The organism is Serratia surfactantfaciens, from assembly GCF_001642805.2.
In the GTDB taxonomy this organism is placed as follows: Bacteria; Pseudomonadota; Gammaproteobacteria; order Enterobacterales; family Enterobacteriaceae; genus Serratia; species Serratia surfactantfaciens.
Window position 1 is genome coordinate 3,401,739 of sequence record NZ_CP016948.1, and the last position, 13,475, is coordinate 3,415,213.

Annotated in this window: 13 protein-coding genes; 3 read left to right on the forward strand and 10 right to left on the reverse strand. The window is 59.4% G+C overall.

Annotation, left to right across the window (positions count from 1 at the left end):
* The first annotated feature begins 19 nt into the window (after positions 1-19).
* On the forward strand, positions 20-1,738 hold the full coding sequence (gene proS, locus ATE40_RS16065; RefSeq protein WP_025160245.1) for a proline--tRNA ligase: 1,719 nt from the start codon (positions 20-22) through the stop codon (positions 1,736-1,738).
* A gap of 60 nt (positions 1,739-1,798) precedes the next feature.
* Here proS and nlpE read toward each other — a convergent pair whose 3' ends face one another.
* Genes nlpE through ATE40_RS16080 form a run of 3 tightly spaced genes read right to left on the reverse strand, consistent with a single transcriptional unit; the run spans position 1,799 to position 3,477 of the window.
* Positions 1,799-2,482: an envelope stress response activation lipoprotein NlpE gene (nlpE, locus tag ATE40_RS16070; protein ID WP_063917924.1), complete on the reverse strand. Its 684-nt coding sequence runs from the start codon at positions 2,480-2,482 to the stop codon at positions 1,799-1,801.
* 29 nt (positions 2,483-2,511) lie between these two features.
* Positions 2,512-2,925, reverse strand: coding sequence for an alternative ribosome rescue aminoacyl-tRNA hydrolase ArfB (gene arfB / locus ATE40_RS16075; protein WP_004931997.1), 414 nt, complete (start codon positions 2,923-2,925; stop codon positions 2,512-2,514).
* A 3-nt stretch (positions 2,926-2,928) separates the two neighbouring features.
* Positions 2,929-3,477, reverse strand: a complete 549-nt coding sequence (locus ATE40_RS16080) for a YaeQ family protein (RefSeq protein WP_063917925.1) — start codon at positions 3,475-3,477, stop codon at positions 2,929-2,931.
* 214 nt (positions 3,478-3,691) lie between these two features.
* Here ATE40_RS16080 and ATE40_RS16085 point away from each other — a divergent pair, with 214 nt between their 5' ends.
* Both ATE40_RS16085 and rof read left to right on the forward strand, forming a co-directional pair.
* Positions 3,692-3,892 carry a YaeP family protein gene (locus ATE40_RS16085; protein WP_004931993.1) on the forward strand — a complete coding sequence of 67 codons (201 nt, stop codon included), beginning with the start codon at positions 3,692-3,694 and terminating at the stop codon, positions 3,890-3,892.
* Positions 3,879-4,142: a Rho-binding antiterminator gene (rof, locus tag ATE40_RS16090; protein ID WP_004931991.1), complete on the forward strand. Its 264-nt coding sequence runs from the start codon at positions 3,879-3,881 to the stop codon at positions 4,140-4,142. The genes ATE40_RS16085 and rof overlap by 14 nt, the downstream gene beginning before the upstream one ends.
* A 50-nt stretch (positions 4,143-4,192) precedes the next feature.
* Here rof and ATE40_RS16095 read toward each other — a convergent pair whose 3' ends face one another.
* The 7 genes from ATE40_RS16095 to ATE40_RS16125 all read right to left on the reverse strand — a co-directional run bounded on the left by ATE40_RS16095 (position 4,193) and on the right by ATE40_RS16125 (position 13,397).
* Positions 4,193-4,507 carry a c-type cytochrome gene (locus ATE40_RS16095; RefSeq protein WP_019455773.1) on the reverse strand — a complete coding sequence of 105 codons (315 nt, stop codon included), beginning with the start codon at positions 4,505-4,507 and terminating at the stop codon, positions 4,193-4,195.
* Positions 4,507-5,838, reverse strand: coding sequence for a tRNA lysidine(34) synthetase TilS (tilS, locus tag ATE40_RS16100; protein WP_063917926.1), 1,332 nt, complete (start codon positions 5,836-5,838; stop codon positions 4,507-4,509). Before tilS ends, ATE40_RS16095 begins: the two co-directional genes overlap by 1 nt.
* A gap of 56 nt (positions 5,839-5,894) precedes the next feature.
* Positions 5,895-7,346, reverse strand: coding sequence for a dipeptide permease DtpD (gene dtpD / locus ATE40_RS16105; RefSeq protein WP_019455771.1), 1,452 nt, complete (start codon positions 7,344-7,346; stop codon positions 5,895-5,897).
* Positions 7,347-7,414: 68 nt separating this feature from the next.
* Positions 7,415-9,553, reverse strand: a complete 2,139-nt coding sequence (cadA, locus tag ATE40_RS16110; RefSeq protein ID WP_063917927.1) for a lysine decarboxylase CadA — start codon at positions 9,551-9,553, stop codon at positions 7,415-7,417.
* 95 nt (positions 9,554-9,648) lie between these two features.
* Positions 9,649-10,992: a cadaverine/lysine antiporter gene (cadB, locus tag ATE40_RS16115; RefSeq protein ID WP_019455769.1), complete on the reverse strand. Its 1,344-nt coding sequence runs from the start codon at positions 10,990-10,992 to the stop codon at positions 9,649-9,651.
* A gap of 369 nt (positions 10,993-11,361) precedes the next feature.
* Complete coding sequence (gene cadC, locus ATE40_RS16120; RefSeq protein ID WP_019455768.1) at positions 11,362-12,918, reverse strand: lysine decarboxylation/transport transcriptional activator CadC; 1,557 nt, start codon at positions 12,916-12,918, stop codon at positions 11,362-11,364.
* 89 nt (positions 12,919-13,007) lie between these two features.
* Entirely contained in the window at positions 13,008-13,397 is a 390-nt protein-coding gene (locus ATE40_RS16125; protein ID WP_019455767.1) for a VOC family protein, read from the reverse strand.
* Positions 13,398-13,475: the final 78 nt, after the last annotated feature.

Below are 13,475 nucleotides of genomic sequence, written 5' to 3' on the forward strand. Positions count from 1 at the left end.
CTAACGGAACCAAAACACCATGCGTACTAGCCAATATCTGCTCTCCACTTTGAAGGAGACACCTGCCGACGCCGAAGTGATCAGCCACCAGCTGATGCTGCGCGCCGGGATGATCCGCAAGCTGGCCTCCGGTCTTTACACCTGGCTGCCGACCGGCCTGCGCGTTCTGAAAAAGGTTGAAAACATCGTTCGCGAAGAAATGAACAATGCTAACGCGATCGAAGTTTCCATGCCGGTGGTTCAGCCTGCCGATCTGTGGCAGGAAAGCGGCCGTTGGGAGCAATACGGCCCCGAGCTGCTGCGCTTCGTCGACCGCGGCGATCGTCCGTTCGTACTGGGCCCGACGCATGAAGAAGTGATCACCGATCTGATCCGCAACGAGATCAGTTCGTACAAACAGCTGCCGCTGAACTTCTTCCAGATCCAGACCAAGTTCCGTGATGAAGTGCGCCCGCGTTTCGGCGTGATGCGTTCCCGTGAGTTCCTGATGAAGGATGCCTACTCCTTCCACACCTCACAGGAGTCTCTGCAGGAGACTTACGACGCAATGTACGAAGCGTACAGCAAAATCTTCAGCCGCATGGGCCTGGATTTCCGCCCGGTGCAGGCGGATACCGGCTCGATCGGCGGCAGCGCCTCGCACGAATTCCAGGTGCTGGCGCAGAGCGGTGAAGACGATATCGTGTTCTCCACCGGTTCCGATTTCGCCGCTAACATCGAGCTGGCGGAAGCGGTCGCTCCGGCAGAGCCGCGCGCCGCAGCCAGCGAAGAGCTGCGCCTGGTGGATACGCCGAACGCCAAAACCATCGCCGAGCTGGTCGAGCAATTCCAGCTGCCGGTGGAAAAAACCGTGAAGACGCTGATGGTGCGCGCCACCGAAGAGAGCGGCCACAAGCTGGTCGCCCTGCTGGTGCGCGGCGATCACGAGCTGAACGAAGTCAAGGCCGAGAAGCTGGCGCAGGTTGCCTCGCCGCTGACCTTCGCCACCGAAGAAGAGATCCGCGCCATCGTCGGCGCCGGCCCAGGCTCGCTTGGCCCAGTCAAGCTGCCGATGCCGGTGGTTGCCGATCGCAGCGTAGCGGCGATGAGCGATTTCGGCGCCGGCGCCAACGTTGACGGCAAACACTACTTCGGCATCAACTGGGAGCGCGATCTGCCGCTGCCGCAGGTGGCCGATATCCGTAACGTGGTGGAAGGCGACGCCAGCCCGGACGGTCAGGGTACGCTGCTGATCAAACGCGGCATCGAAGTGGGCCATATCTTCCAGCTCGGCACCAAGTACTCGGAAGCGATGAAAGCGACCGTGCAGGGTGAAGACGGCCGCAACCAGGTGCTGACCATGGGTTGCTACGGCATCGGGGTCACGCGCGTCGTGGCTGCCGCCATCGAGCAGAACCACGACGAACGCGGCATCATCTGGCCGGACGCCATCGCGCCGTTCCAGGTGGCGATCCTGCCGATGAACATGCACAAGTCATTCCGCGTGCAGGCGCTGGCGGAAGAGCTGTACAACACCCTGCGCTCCCACGGCATCGATGTGATCCTCGATGACCGCAAAGAGCGTCCGGGCGTGATGTTCGCGGATATGGAACTGATCGGCGTGCCGCACTCTATCGTTATCGGCGACCGTAACCTCGATAACGAAGAGATCGAATACAAGAACCGCCGCGTCGGCGAGAAGCAAATGATCAAAACCGGTGAAATCGTTGATTTCCTGCTGGGCCAGATCAAACGCTAAGCGCCGATCGCCAGAGAATAAAAAACCCGCCTAGGCGGGTTTTTTTATATCAGAAACGCGTTACTTGCTGCTGCAGCTTTTGCTGCGGTCGAACGCGATCTTGCCGTCCGGCACCACCGCTTTTTCAATCTGCCCCTCTTCCATCGACGGCTGCACGCTGAAGTGCGCGTTGAAGGTCAGGAACACCGGCTCGCCGGCAGTCTTGTTGGCCTTGGCGTAACCTTGCTCCAGCGCGATGTTGTTATCCACCGGGAAAGTGATGCCGGTGGCGCAATCTTTGAACACCGCCGCGTCGGCCATATAACTGTAGCTGCCTTTCATCACCATCGGGGTTTTAGGCAACGGCTTTTCGACCGGCTCCAGACGGTAATTCAGCTTGGACTCGATCGGCGCGCCGCTGCGGTCCAGCATTTCCAGGCTCTTGCCCACCGGACGGAAATAGCGTTTCTCGCCGGTGCTGTCGGTCAGTACCAGCTTATCCGCGGTGCGCGCCCATTTGCCGTAGTCGGCAAAGGTCTGATCGCCGTCTTTGCTGCCGCGATAGGTCTCCTGCAGCACAAAAGTACCGTCTTCATACAGGAACAGCGCCGTATCCAGACCGCCGCAATCGGCGCAAGGCAACACCCCTTGATAACTCTGCGGCATCGCCTGCAGCGGTTGTTCCTTCGGCTGATAATGATTGTTGCATCCCAACAACGAGAGTGCGCCTGCCGCCAAGAACAGGGCTATCGTAATTTTCTTCACAGTTATTCTCCTACTGTGTTCATGTATTCCTAAGTGCGAACCTTGCCACGCAGCGCCTTGGTGGCGCCTTTGCGCGTCTTGCCTTCCAGACGACGCAGTTTCGCTCCTTTCGTCGGCTTGGTCGCCTTGCGCGTTTTTTCCACCACCATCGCCTGCTGAATCAACGCGACCAGCCTGGCCAACGCCGCTTCGCGATTCAATTCCTGACTGCGATACTCTTGCGCCTTGATAATCACCACGCCATCGGCAGTAATTAAATGGTGATTCAGCGCCAGCAGCCTTTCCTTATAATACTCTGGCAGGCTGGATGCCCGGATGTCAAAGCGCAAATGGATCGCCGTTGAGGTTTTGTTCACGTGCTGACCGCCCGCGCCCTGCGCGCGGATCGCCGTCAATTCCAGCTCATTATCCGGTATGGCTACGTTTCTTGACAGTTCCAGCACCGGTCACACCTGCGCCTGCTGCCACTCGGCAAACTGGATTTCCAGACTATTCTGAGCATCGGACAGCCAAATAGTTCCCTCCTGCAGCGTCGCCTGCAGCGTCATGGTGCGGCTGGCCAGCGCCGTCAGCCGCGCCAGCTGCTCGTCGTCGAGGAAGCGTACGCTCAGGTTCTTGTAACCGGCCACTTTGCCCTGCATCGCCTGCCACCAAACGTGTGCGGCGCGCTCGCCGTAAGCGTACAACACCACGCGCGGCGACTGGTTGCAGGCCTTGCGAATGCGCTTCTCGTCGGGCAACCCCATCTCGATCCACATTTCCAGCCCGTTATGGTCGTTGCGCTGCCAGATCTCCGGCTCGTCGTCGGCGCTCAGCCCTTTGGTGAACACCAACCGTTCGTCGGCATGGCAGATCCAGGCCAGCAGGCGCAGCATCATGCGCTGTTCGTTTTCGGACGGGTGTTGCGCCAGCGTCAGCGCGGCGTCGTGGTAGAAATGACGATCCATATCAGCGATATTGACCGCGGCTTTATAAATGGTTGCTTTCAGCGCCATGGGTGACCTCGTAATTATCCGGCAACAGTGTACTTGATCAGGGCCGAACGCCGCCAGCGCAGCCCGGCCCGGCGCAGAGCGAAAGGCGTGTCGGGGTGCTGATAACTCCATAACAGCTGTGCTATAGTCGTCTAGGATAGGATAAAACTCCGAGAGCCTGCGCCTCATCGCGAGAGCGGTCTTGATGATGCAGAGGTTCTTAAGGGAGGAAACTGTGCAACAATACTGTGAGTTAGTACGCCGTACTTACGCCGAGATTGGCAGTGGAGATCTTGGCTACGTGCCTGATGCGCTGGCTTGTGCGTTAAAGGCATTGGACGATGTCGCAGCGAACGACGCGCTACCGTCCTCCGTTAGGGAACAGGCGGCCTTTGCCGCCGCTAACTTATTGGTGAGCGACTATGTTGATGAATGATGAGTACCAACCCATCAATTGCGATGACTACGACAACCTGGAACTCGCCTGTCAGCATAAACTTATTCTGAAGCTGGAGTTACGCGACGGAGAAGTGATCGAGGCCAAGGCGATCGACCTGCTGCAAAAGAAACGCGTTGAGTATCTGACCATCGAGCAGAACGGCCAGCAGCGCGACCTGCGTCTGGACCATATCAGCAGTTTCAGTCATCCGGAAATCGGTACCGTGGTCGTCAGTCTGTCAGACTGAGCAGCGGTAACCCCATCCCAACAGGGCAGCCTACCGGCTGCCCTCGTCATTTATGGCTTCAGGCTGGCGTAATAGGCCGCCAGATCGGCGATATCATCCTCCGACAGGCCGGACACATAGGCCTTCATCACCTCGGCCTGGCCGCCGTTGCGCTCTCCTTTCTTGTACGCCTGCAGCGCGTGCTGCAGGTACATGGCGTTCTGCCCGGCCAAATTCGGGTACATCGGCACCGTCACCTTGCCCTGTGCGCCGTGGCAAGCCGCGCAGGCAGCGGCTTTCGCCTGACCGGCGGCCGCATCCCCCGCCGCCAACGCCGGCAGGCTGAACAGGACGGCGGCCAACAGCGTGATCCCCACAAACTTCATCATTGCTCCTCACGATTATGATTTTTTTCCCAGCGCAGTCGCCACGGGCGTTCGTCTTCCGCCACTTGCCCCGCCTCACAGACGAATGCGCCCAGGGCGGCGATCAGCTGCTCATCATAATAAATCAACGGGATGCGATCACGCAGCCAGGGAGGAATCCCCAGCTCCTGCCACAGTTTTTTTATCGGCCGCGAATGGGACCGCCCCACGATGCGCACGGCGCCCTGCACGCCGCCGAAACGAATGCTGATCCGCTGCGCTGGCTGCGGCGCGCGCAGCGCCAGTTCGCCCTCGCCGGCGATCAGGCGCCCCAGCCCGTCCGGCAACGCCAGCGGCTCGTCAGGCCGCCAGGGCAGATGCACACCGCGCAGCGTCGCCAGCGGCGGCAGCAGGTGCAGTCGGCCACGGAAACGGCGGATCTGATAGGCGCCGAGCTGCAGCTGCGGTTCGGCGTCTTCCCGGCTGAGCGCCACCTCCTCCCACAGGCGCTGTAGCTGCTCACGTGCCGGCATAGTGACGTTAAACAACGCGATCCAACGCCGCAGCAAGGCGAAACGCCGTACCGGCGAACAGTCCGTCAGGCCGTCGATCGCCAATGAGCGATCTGCCGCCAACAGGCTTTGCAGCGGTTCCGCCAGCAGTTCGTCCAGCAGCTGCTCCTGCTCGGCGCACAGGCTGGCGCTGCGCGCCACCGCCGAAGCGAAGTGCGGCCAGCGCTGGTTGAGCTGCGGCAAAACCTGCAAACGCAGGAAATTACGATCGAAGCGCGTGTCCTGATTGCTGTCGTCATCTATCCAGCTTAAGGCGTGGCGCTGCGCATAGCTTTCCAGCGTCTGGCGCGAACAGCCCAGCAATGGCCGCAACAACAGATGCTCGCCCAACGAGGTGCGCGCCGCCATTGCCGATAGCCCCGCCGGCCCGCTGCCGCGCTTGAGCGCCAACAGGAAAGTTTCGCTTTGATCGTCAAGGTGTTGAGCGGTAAGCAGCGCTTCGCCCTCCGACAGAGCGGCGCTGAAGGCGGCATAGCGCGCCGCACGCGCCGCCGCTTCGATGCCGCCCTGGCGGGCGTCCACCTGCACGTGCGTCACCGTCAGCGGCACCTGCCAGTCGGCGCAGCGGCGGCGGCAATGCTCCACCCAGCGGTCGGCGAAGGCGCTCAGGCCGTGGTGCACGTGCAATGCACGCAGCTGCAGCGCCGGACGTTGGCGGCGCAATGCCGCCAGCAGATGCAGCAGCACGCTGGAGTCCAGACCGCCGCTGAACGCCACCAGCAGCCGCTGCTGCGCGCCCAGCTGGTCCGCCACCAGCGTCGTTAATTGATCAGTATCCATCGGTAGGCTTTGTCACTTCTACATAGCTGCACGTTAACTCCGCCTACCGTCATCAATCAAGCATTAACCGTCCGGGCCTGGCGTCGCGTCAGCAGCCACCAGCCGCCCAGCACCGCGATCACCGCCAGCGCGCACCCGGCCGCTCCCCAGCCGATCTGAGCGAAAATGCGGCCATACGCCTGCATCGCCGCCCCTTCGATATGATCCTCGGCGGTCTGATTGGCGATAATGCCCGCCAGATAGTTGGCTATCGAGCCGGTCGCCAGCATATAGATGCCGGTCAACACCCCGGTGGCGCCGGGAATGTTCAGCCGGGTGATCTGCGCCATCGCCACCGGATCGATAAACAGTTCGGCGAAGCCCATCACCGCCAGGCCGGCGATCATCAGCCCCATCGATCCCGGCCCGTGCAGCCGCGTATTGAGCGCCATCAGCGTAAAGCCGACGCCGATCAGCAGCAGGCCAAAGGCGAACTTGCACCAGATGCGCAGCGTGCGATCGCCCGCGCCATCGCCGCTAGCCAGCCACGCCAGCGCCACGCCGCCCAGCATCACCGCGCAGGCGTTAACCGACTGGAACAGCGCGGTCGGCACCGTCCAGCCGAACCAGCGCCGATCGACGAAGTGATCGATAAACAGGCTGATGGAGCTGCCACCCTGCTGGGCAAAGGCCCAGAACAGCGTGCCCAGCAGCATCAGCGCAACGATCTGCCACAGGCCCCGGCGCTGGCCGGCGTCCGCTCGCAGCATAATACGCGCCACCAGCACCACCGCCGCCACGCACACCAGCCCGAGCAAATAACCGGCCCAGTCGCGCACAAACAACAGCGTGAAGAACAGCGGCGACGCCAGCAACGCCGCCAACAGCCAGCCCCAGTGCGGCAAGCCCAGGCTTCTGGCACGCATCAGCGGGGCATTCACGCCGCGAGTGTGGCGGAAATGACGCCCGCCCAGCAGGAAGATCACCAGACCGGCGAACATGCCGATCCCGGCCAACGCAAAGCCGACGTGCCAGCCATAGCGCTCGGCCGCCAACCCACAGGCGATCGGCGCCAAAATAGATCCGACGTTACCGGCGGCGTACAGCAGCGAGAAGCCTCCCTCGCGGCGCGAGTCCTGCGCCGGGTACAGCTCGCCCAGCAGGCAGCTGATATTGGATTTGAACAGGCCGTAACCGCAGATGATGATCGCCAGCGCCAGATAGAGCGACTGGGCGGAGACCGCGCTCAGGCCGAGCACGATATGCCCCAGGGTCATCAGCGCCGCGCCGGCGATCACCGCGACGCGGTTGCCCAACAGGCGGTCGGCGAGCCAGCCGCCCAAAATAGGAGTGACGTAAACTAACGAAGCGTAAGCGCTGTAGAGATCGATGGCGCGGCTGTCGGTATAGCCGAGTTGGTGGGTCAGATAGAGAATCAGTAACGCACGCATGCCGTAAAAGCTGAAATATTCCCAAATTTGTATCGCTACGACATAGTAGATTGCGCGCGGCTGTGAGGGTGTTTTCATGTTGGTCTCCCATCAGTCGGTGAACGACAAAGGGGAAGCGCGAGCGCCTCCCCTGTTTTTGGCTGCGGTTATTTCGCCTTCAGCACTTTCACCCGATAACGTCCGTCCGCCTGACGATAGGCGCCGTGAATGTCGGTTTCAAAGCCCGGATAATGCGCGCCGATTTCGCACAGCATCTGCAGGAACTCCAGCACCGGCCGGCTCTCCTCGGTCAGCATTTCGCCCGGCATCACCAACGGCACGCCCGGTGGGTATGGCAGGATCATATTGGCGTTGACCTTGCCGACCATGTCCTCCAGATAGACCTCTTCCACTTCGCCGTGCAGCTCTTTCTGGAACGCCTGGTACGGGTTCATCACCATGGTTGGCAGCACTTCGAACGCGCGGTACATCAGATCCGGCAGGTTGTGTTGCTCCACCAGGCGGTGAATGTTCTGCGCCAGATCCTGAATGCGCATGTTTTCATAGAAATCAGGCGCTTCCTGATACAGCGAAGGCAGCATGTTTTTCACCCGCAGGTTCAGATCGAACGAGCGTTTGAAGTCGGTCATCGCGCGCAGCAGGCTGAGCGCCTTGGTTTTGTCGATGCCGATGCTGAACAGGAACAACAGGTTGTACGGCCCGGTTTTCTCGACGATGATGCCGCGTTCATCGAGGTATTTCGCCACGATGCTGGCCGGGATGCCGAACGGCTGCATCTCGCCTTCCTTGCTCATCCCCGGCGTCAGGATGGTGACCTTGATCGGGTCGAGGTACATGTGTTCATTGTCGATGTTCTTGAAACCGTGCCAGGCGCTGTCGGAACGCAGCGGCCAGCATTCCGGCTCATCGATATGCTCCGGCTGCCAGACGTCGAAGAACCAGCCGTCGGATTCGACTTTCAGGCGTTTGATCTCTTTACGGAACTTGATCGCGCGTTCGATAGAGCCGTGGATCAGGCGCTTGCCGGCGTTGCCTTTCATCATCGCCGCGGCGGTTTCGGTAGAGGCCACGATGCCGTAGTGCGGCGAGGTGGTAGTGTGCATCATGTAGGCTTCGTTGAAGGTCTCTTCGTTGATGTCGCCCTTCACGTGGATCATCGACGCCTGCGAGAAAGCCGCCAACAGTTTGTGGGTGGACTGGGTTTCATAGATCACCTTGCCCTCCACGCGGCCGCCGCTCATGCCGCACTTGCCTTTATAGATCGGGTGGAAATTGGTGTAAGGCACCCAGGCGGAGTCGAAGTGGATAGATTTCACGTCCAGGGTGTTCTTGATAAAGTCGGTGTTGTACAGCAAGCCGTCATAGGTGGAGTTGGTGATCACCGCGTGCACCGGCCAGGTGGCGTTCGGGGTGTCCTTCACGCGTTTGGCGATGGTGGCGCGCTGGAACTCGCTCTGCGGAATGCCGCCGAGGATGCCGTAAGCGTTGCGGGTCGGGCGGAAGTAGATCGGCGTAATGTCACTCATCATCATCAGGTGAGTCAGCGACTTGTGGCAGTTACGGTCAATCAGCACCGTGCTGCCCGCCGGCGCCGAATACATGCCGACGATCTTGTTGGCGGTTGAGGTGCCGTTGGTGACCATGTAGCTGCGTTCGGCGTTGAACACGCGAGAAATATACTCTTCCGCCTCTTTGTGCGGGCCGGAGTGATCCAGCAGCGATCCCAGCTCGGACACCGAAATCGAGATATCCGACTTCATGGTATTCGGGCCGAAGAAATCGTAGAACAGGCTGCCGACCGGGCTTTTCTGGAACGCGGTGCCGCCCATGTGGCCCGGCGTACAGAAGGTGTACTTGCCTTCGCGCACGTATTTGAACAGCGCCTTGGTCAGCGGCGGCAGGATGGTGTCGATATATTCGTCGGTATTCTGTTTGATCTTGGCGGCGATGTCGGTTGCCGCGCCGAGCGCATATTCGAAGAAGCGCACCTGCATGCGCAGATCGTTCAGGCTGACGTCCAGCGTGGAATAGGTGTTGGCGAACGCGTACAGCGGCATGTACTCGTTCAGTTGGCTGATCTCTTCGCACAGCTCCAGGTTGTATTTGTCCCAGTCGAAGATCACCCCACACAAGCGGGCATTGTTCTCGATCAGTTTCAGCAAGTCTTCGCGATCGTTAGGGTAAACGATGCGGAAATCCAGACTTTCCAGCGCCTGATGCAGTTCACGGATAGGCTCTTCTTTGAAGTAGACACCCATGTGATTCATGATGGCGATAACGTTCATATACATTTCTCCTGGCAAAGCAAGCCCCTTCCCGTCGCGGCTGACAGGTCGGAAAGAAAGGGGCTGGGTAAATTCAGTCGGTCAGCGGACGCGAATCAGTGCGCTTTGGCCGTGGTGTTTTCATCGACCGCCGCTGCGCTGGCAGCCTGGCGGGTATTCATTTTCCGGGCGTAGAACATCAGGATAATCAGGCTGATGATAAAGGTGCCGGACAGTTCGAAAGAGTTGGCGCCCATCAGCGCGATGAAGCAGAAGCCGCAGCCGCACACTGAAGCGATCAGGCTCAGCAGGTTGCGTACGTTGACCCCTTCAAAGCGGATCAGGTCTACGCAGGAGTAGAAGTAAGGCAGCATGGTCAGCAGCACCGCGATACCGGTCAGCTCGCCGAACAGGTCGGACGCTTTGCCGCCGGCGGAGCTCATCAGGGTGATCAGCACCATCAGCGCGGTCATTTTGCAACCGGCCAGCAGCAGGCCTTTCTTCGGAATGCCGTTTTTATCCAGCTCGCCGTACACTTTCGGGAAATTGCCGTCGTTGGCGGCGCGTACCCCGGCCTGGCCGACCAGCATCATCCACGAACCGAGCGAGGTCAGGCAGGCGAAGGCGGTGAAGGCAGAAACCATCGGCGCCGCCCAGTTACCCATAATCGCCGAGGCGCTGATGGCGAACGGCGCGCCGCTGGCGGCCATTTCAGACGCCGGGAACATGCCGCTGATCACCTGGGTGGCGGCGATATAGATGATGCCCGCCAGACCGGTGCCGAGCATGGTCGCCAGCGGTACGGTGCGTTTCGGGTTTTTCACCATGCCGGTGCTGACCGCCGCGGATTCCACGCCGATGAACGCCCACAGGCACAGCAGGATACTTTTGATGACCGCATGGCTGTCGGTGGTGCCGGAGGTGTTCCAGTTAGCCTGGTAGGTAGCGGCGTCAAACCAGTGCCAGCCGATGGTGGCGGTCACGATCACCGGGATCAGCACCAACACCAGGCCCAGGGTGGTCAAACGGCTGACCCAGGTCCCGCCCAGCATGTTCACGAAGGTGAAGATCCACACGATGGCGATACAGGCAATACCGGCGGGCACCGGGTTGTTCAGCGCCGGGAAGAAGGTGGAGAGATAAGAAACGGCGGTAATGCCGATGGCCAGGTTACCGATCCAGTTGGCATGGTAATAAAGCACGCCGGTCTGGAAACCGAAGGCCGGAGAAATTTCACCGGCATAGGCGATAGGGCCGCCCTGCTGCGGGTTTTTGGTGGCGAGGCGGGCATACACATAGGCCAACGACATCGCCCCGATAATCGAGATCACCCATCCCCAGATGGCGATGGATCCGAGACTCGCCAGGTTGGCGGGCAATAAGGCAATCCCGCTCCCCATCATATTACCGGCGACGACGCCGGTGCAGGCAATAAGCCCTATTTTCTTGGGTGAAGCCATGGTCAGTTTCTCCTGATTTACGTTTCTTATAAGCCACACCCATAAATAAAATATTTTAATGAGCCGGCTTGATAGTCAGGATGCTAACCATCGACGGGAATAAAGTCCTAAAGATAAAGTGAGATTACGCTCATGATCATACAAATGATAATTTGAGGTTTTTCATTAACACATCAAGATAAAAATGTAAGCTAAAGAAAAGATAAACATCATTTCAAAACAATAAGATGCAAAGGTTAAAAACGAATAACAAACGGCAAAAAAGAGATAATATCGCGCAGCAAAATAATACATTCATGCAACATGCCTTCACCAATAAATAACGCCGCCATGATCCCCAAAGAATAATGGCGGCGTGATATCGGTTAATTATTGGCGCTGATAGTTATTTAAATAAGGCACGACGTTGGTCAATGACGTCTGGAATACGCCGTTGGTAATCCAATGCAATGTATCTTCGCCGGGACGCAGGTTGAAGGCAGTGATATAAGAGTCCGCCGCCAAATGGTTCTGCCCCTGCATTTCATACACCTTGCCCAACAGCACATAGTTCAGCCACGACATTTGCAGCTCAATCCCCAGATCGATAGCCCGGTGCGCTTCGTCAATGCGCCCCTGCGTCAAGGCATCTACCGCCAGAACCTGCTGCATAATCGGCGTGTTCTTCAATTCGGGGAGCGTCGCCAGATGGCTGATATCGGCCCGCAATTGCGCCAATGCCTGGCTGTCGAACGGTTGATAAGAATTGCGCAGCACATCCACCAGCGCTTTTTCCGCCAGCAGGTAGTGGAAATTCGGCGCGCTTTTAATCAGATCGCTCAACTGAACGCTGGCGCGGGTCAACGAATCGGCGTCGCCGTGGATCAACAATTGATGTGCCTGGTAGAAACGCTGCAGCAGCGGTCCGTTGTCGGGCAACAGCTGCGCCAGACGCTGCTCCAGCTGCGGTGGCCAGGGCTGTTTCAGCGCCGCGGACAGGCTGGAGAGGAAGTCGCTTTGGATCTTCAGCTGGTTATCGGCGGTGATGAAGTAACGCTTGTCCAACATGATCGAACTGTCGGCGTTATCCACCAGCCGCACGGACAGGAAACACTGCTGGGCGCGGTAGTGGCGCTGATTAACGAACTCGATATACAGCGACTTACCCGAGTTGCTGGGGCCGGAATAGTTGTAGTTGGTCTGGTCGTGCACCAGGAAGGTCGAGTAAGTGTTCAACGAATCGGTAATCAGCTCGCTGACGCCCACCACATAAGAGAGCTGCGGCATCCAGTTGCTGCAGCTCTCGCCGCCCTGAATGCGGATATCGATATCGCGCGGGTTGAGCAGCACCGGCATGCTGGAGACCGGCACGCGCTGCGACAGCGTGGCGATGCCGACAAACGCCACGCAGACGCTCAGCGCACTCAGAAACGCCAGCCACACCCAGAACGTCGAGCGGCGATAAAAACGCGGCTTCTTCTCGCCGGGCGCAGCAGCCGGCGCGCTCATCCGGCGCGGCGGCACATACGGCGTATCCTCTTCATCATCGCTGCCGTCTTCCGGCTCATGCATGATCACCGCGATCTGCGGCGCCTGAGCCAAAGCGGGCTGCGGCTCCCCTTCTTCACACCAGATCACCGAAGCCGCCAACTTATAACCGCGTTTGGGCACGGTAATAATGTATTCCTGACTGTCGCTGTCGCCGTCTTTCAGGTATTTGCGCAGTTCTGAAATGCATTGGGTCACCACGTGGTTGGTGACGATATTGCGCGTCCAGACATTGTCGATCAGCTCGTCGCGGCTCAGCACCACGTCAGGATGCCGGGCGAAATAGCACAGCATGTCGATCAGGCGCGGTTCCAGCGTTTTTTGGCGGCCGTCGCGGCTGATAGTGTTGTCGGCAGGGGTAACCAGCCACTCCCCGACGCGAAAAGCAGGCTCTTGCATGGCGGAAATAACTCTGTAGGCATGTAGGGCAAGGGCGCGATCATAGCATAACCGCCCCCGGCTGTGGCCGCCGGGAGGCGATTAAGCCGTTAACTCTCGTATAATTCTAACGGTAAACCATCGGGATCGCTGAAAAAGGTAAAGCGAGATTGGGTGTAAGGATCGACGCGCAGCGGTTCACAAGCGACGCCGGCCGCCTGCAGATGGGCGATGGCCTGCTCGATATCGTCGACGCTGAACGCCAGATGGCGCAGGCCGCAAGCCTCCGGGCGGCTGACCCTGGCCGGCGGCGAAGGGAAAGAAAACAGCTCGATGGTGTATTGCCCGTTGAGCGCCAGATCCGCTTTCCAGGAGTCGCGCTCCGCACGGTAGACTTCGCTCAGCAGGGTAAACCCGAGAATGTCGCAGTAAAAACGCTTGCTGGCGGCGTAGTCCGCGCCAATGATCGCGATGTGATGCACCTGACGTAACGCCAGCATAGAAACCCTCTTCTGTTCGTTTTGGTGGGGCACGGTATCCGGCGGCGGCAATGCCGTCAATGAGAAAGCCCGGCGCAT

What these genes read in the sequence shown, in the direction of transcription:
- proS (WP_025160245.1), top strand. Translation starts at nt 20, where the DNA reads ATGCGTACTAGCCAATATCTGCTCTCCACTTTGAAGGAGACACCTGCC.
- ATE40_RS16080 (WP_063917925.1), bottom strand. Translation starts at nt 3,477, where the DNA reads ATGGCGCTGAAAGCAACCATTTATAAAGCCGCGGTCAATATCGCTGAT.
- rof (WP_004931991.1), top strand. Translation starts at nt 3,879, where the DNA reads ATGTTGATGAATGATGAGTACCAACCCATCAATTGCGATGACTACGAC.
- ATE40_RS16095 (WP_019455773.1), bottom strand. Translation starts at nt 4,507, where the DNA reads ATGAAGTTTGTGGGGATCACGCTGTTGGCCGCCGTCCTGTTCAGCCTG.
- tilS (WP_063917926.1), bottom strand. Translation starts at nt 5,838, where the DNA reads ATGGATACTGATCAATTAACGACGCTGGTGGCGGACCAGCTGGGCGCG.
- dtpD (WP_019455771.1), bottom strand. Translation starts at nt 7,346, where the DNA reads ATGAAAACACCCTCACAGCCGCGCGCAATCTACTATGTCGTAGCGATA.
- cadA (WP_063917927.1), bottom strand. Translation starts at nt 9,553, where the DNA reads ATGAACGTTATCGCCATCATGAATCACATGGGTGTCTACTTCAAAGAA.
- cadB (WP_019455769.1), bottom strand. Translation starts at nt 10,992, where the DNA reads ATGGCTTCACCCAAGAAAATAGGGCTTATTGCCTGCACCGGCGTCGTC.
- cadC (WP_019455768.1), bottom strand. Translation starts at nt 12,918, where the DNA reads ATGCAAGAGCCTGCTTTTCGCGTCGGGGAGTGGCTGGTTACCCCTGCC.
- ATE40_RS16125 (WP_019455767.1), bottom strand. Translation starts at nt 13,397, where the DNA reads ATGCTGGCGTTACGTCAGGTGCATCACATCGCGATCATTGGCGCGGAC.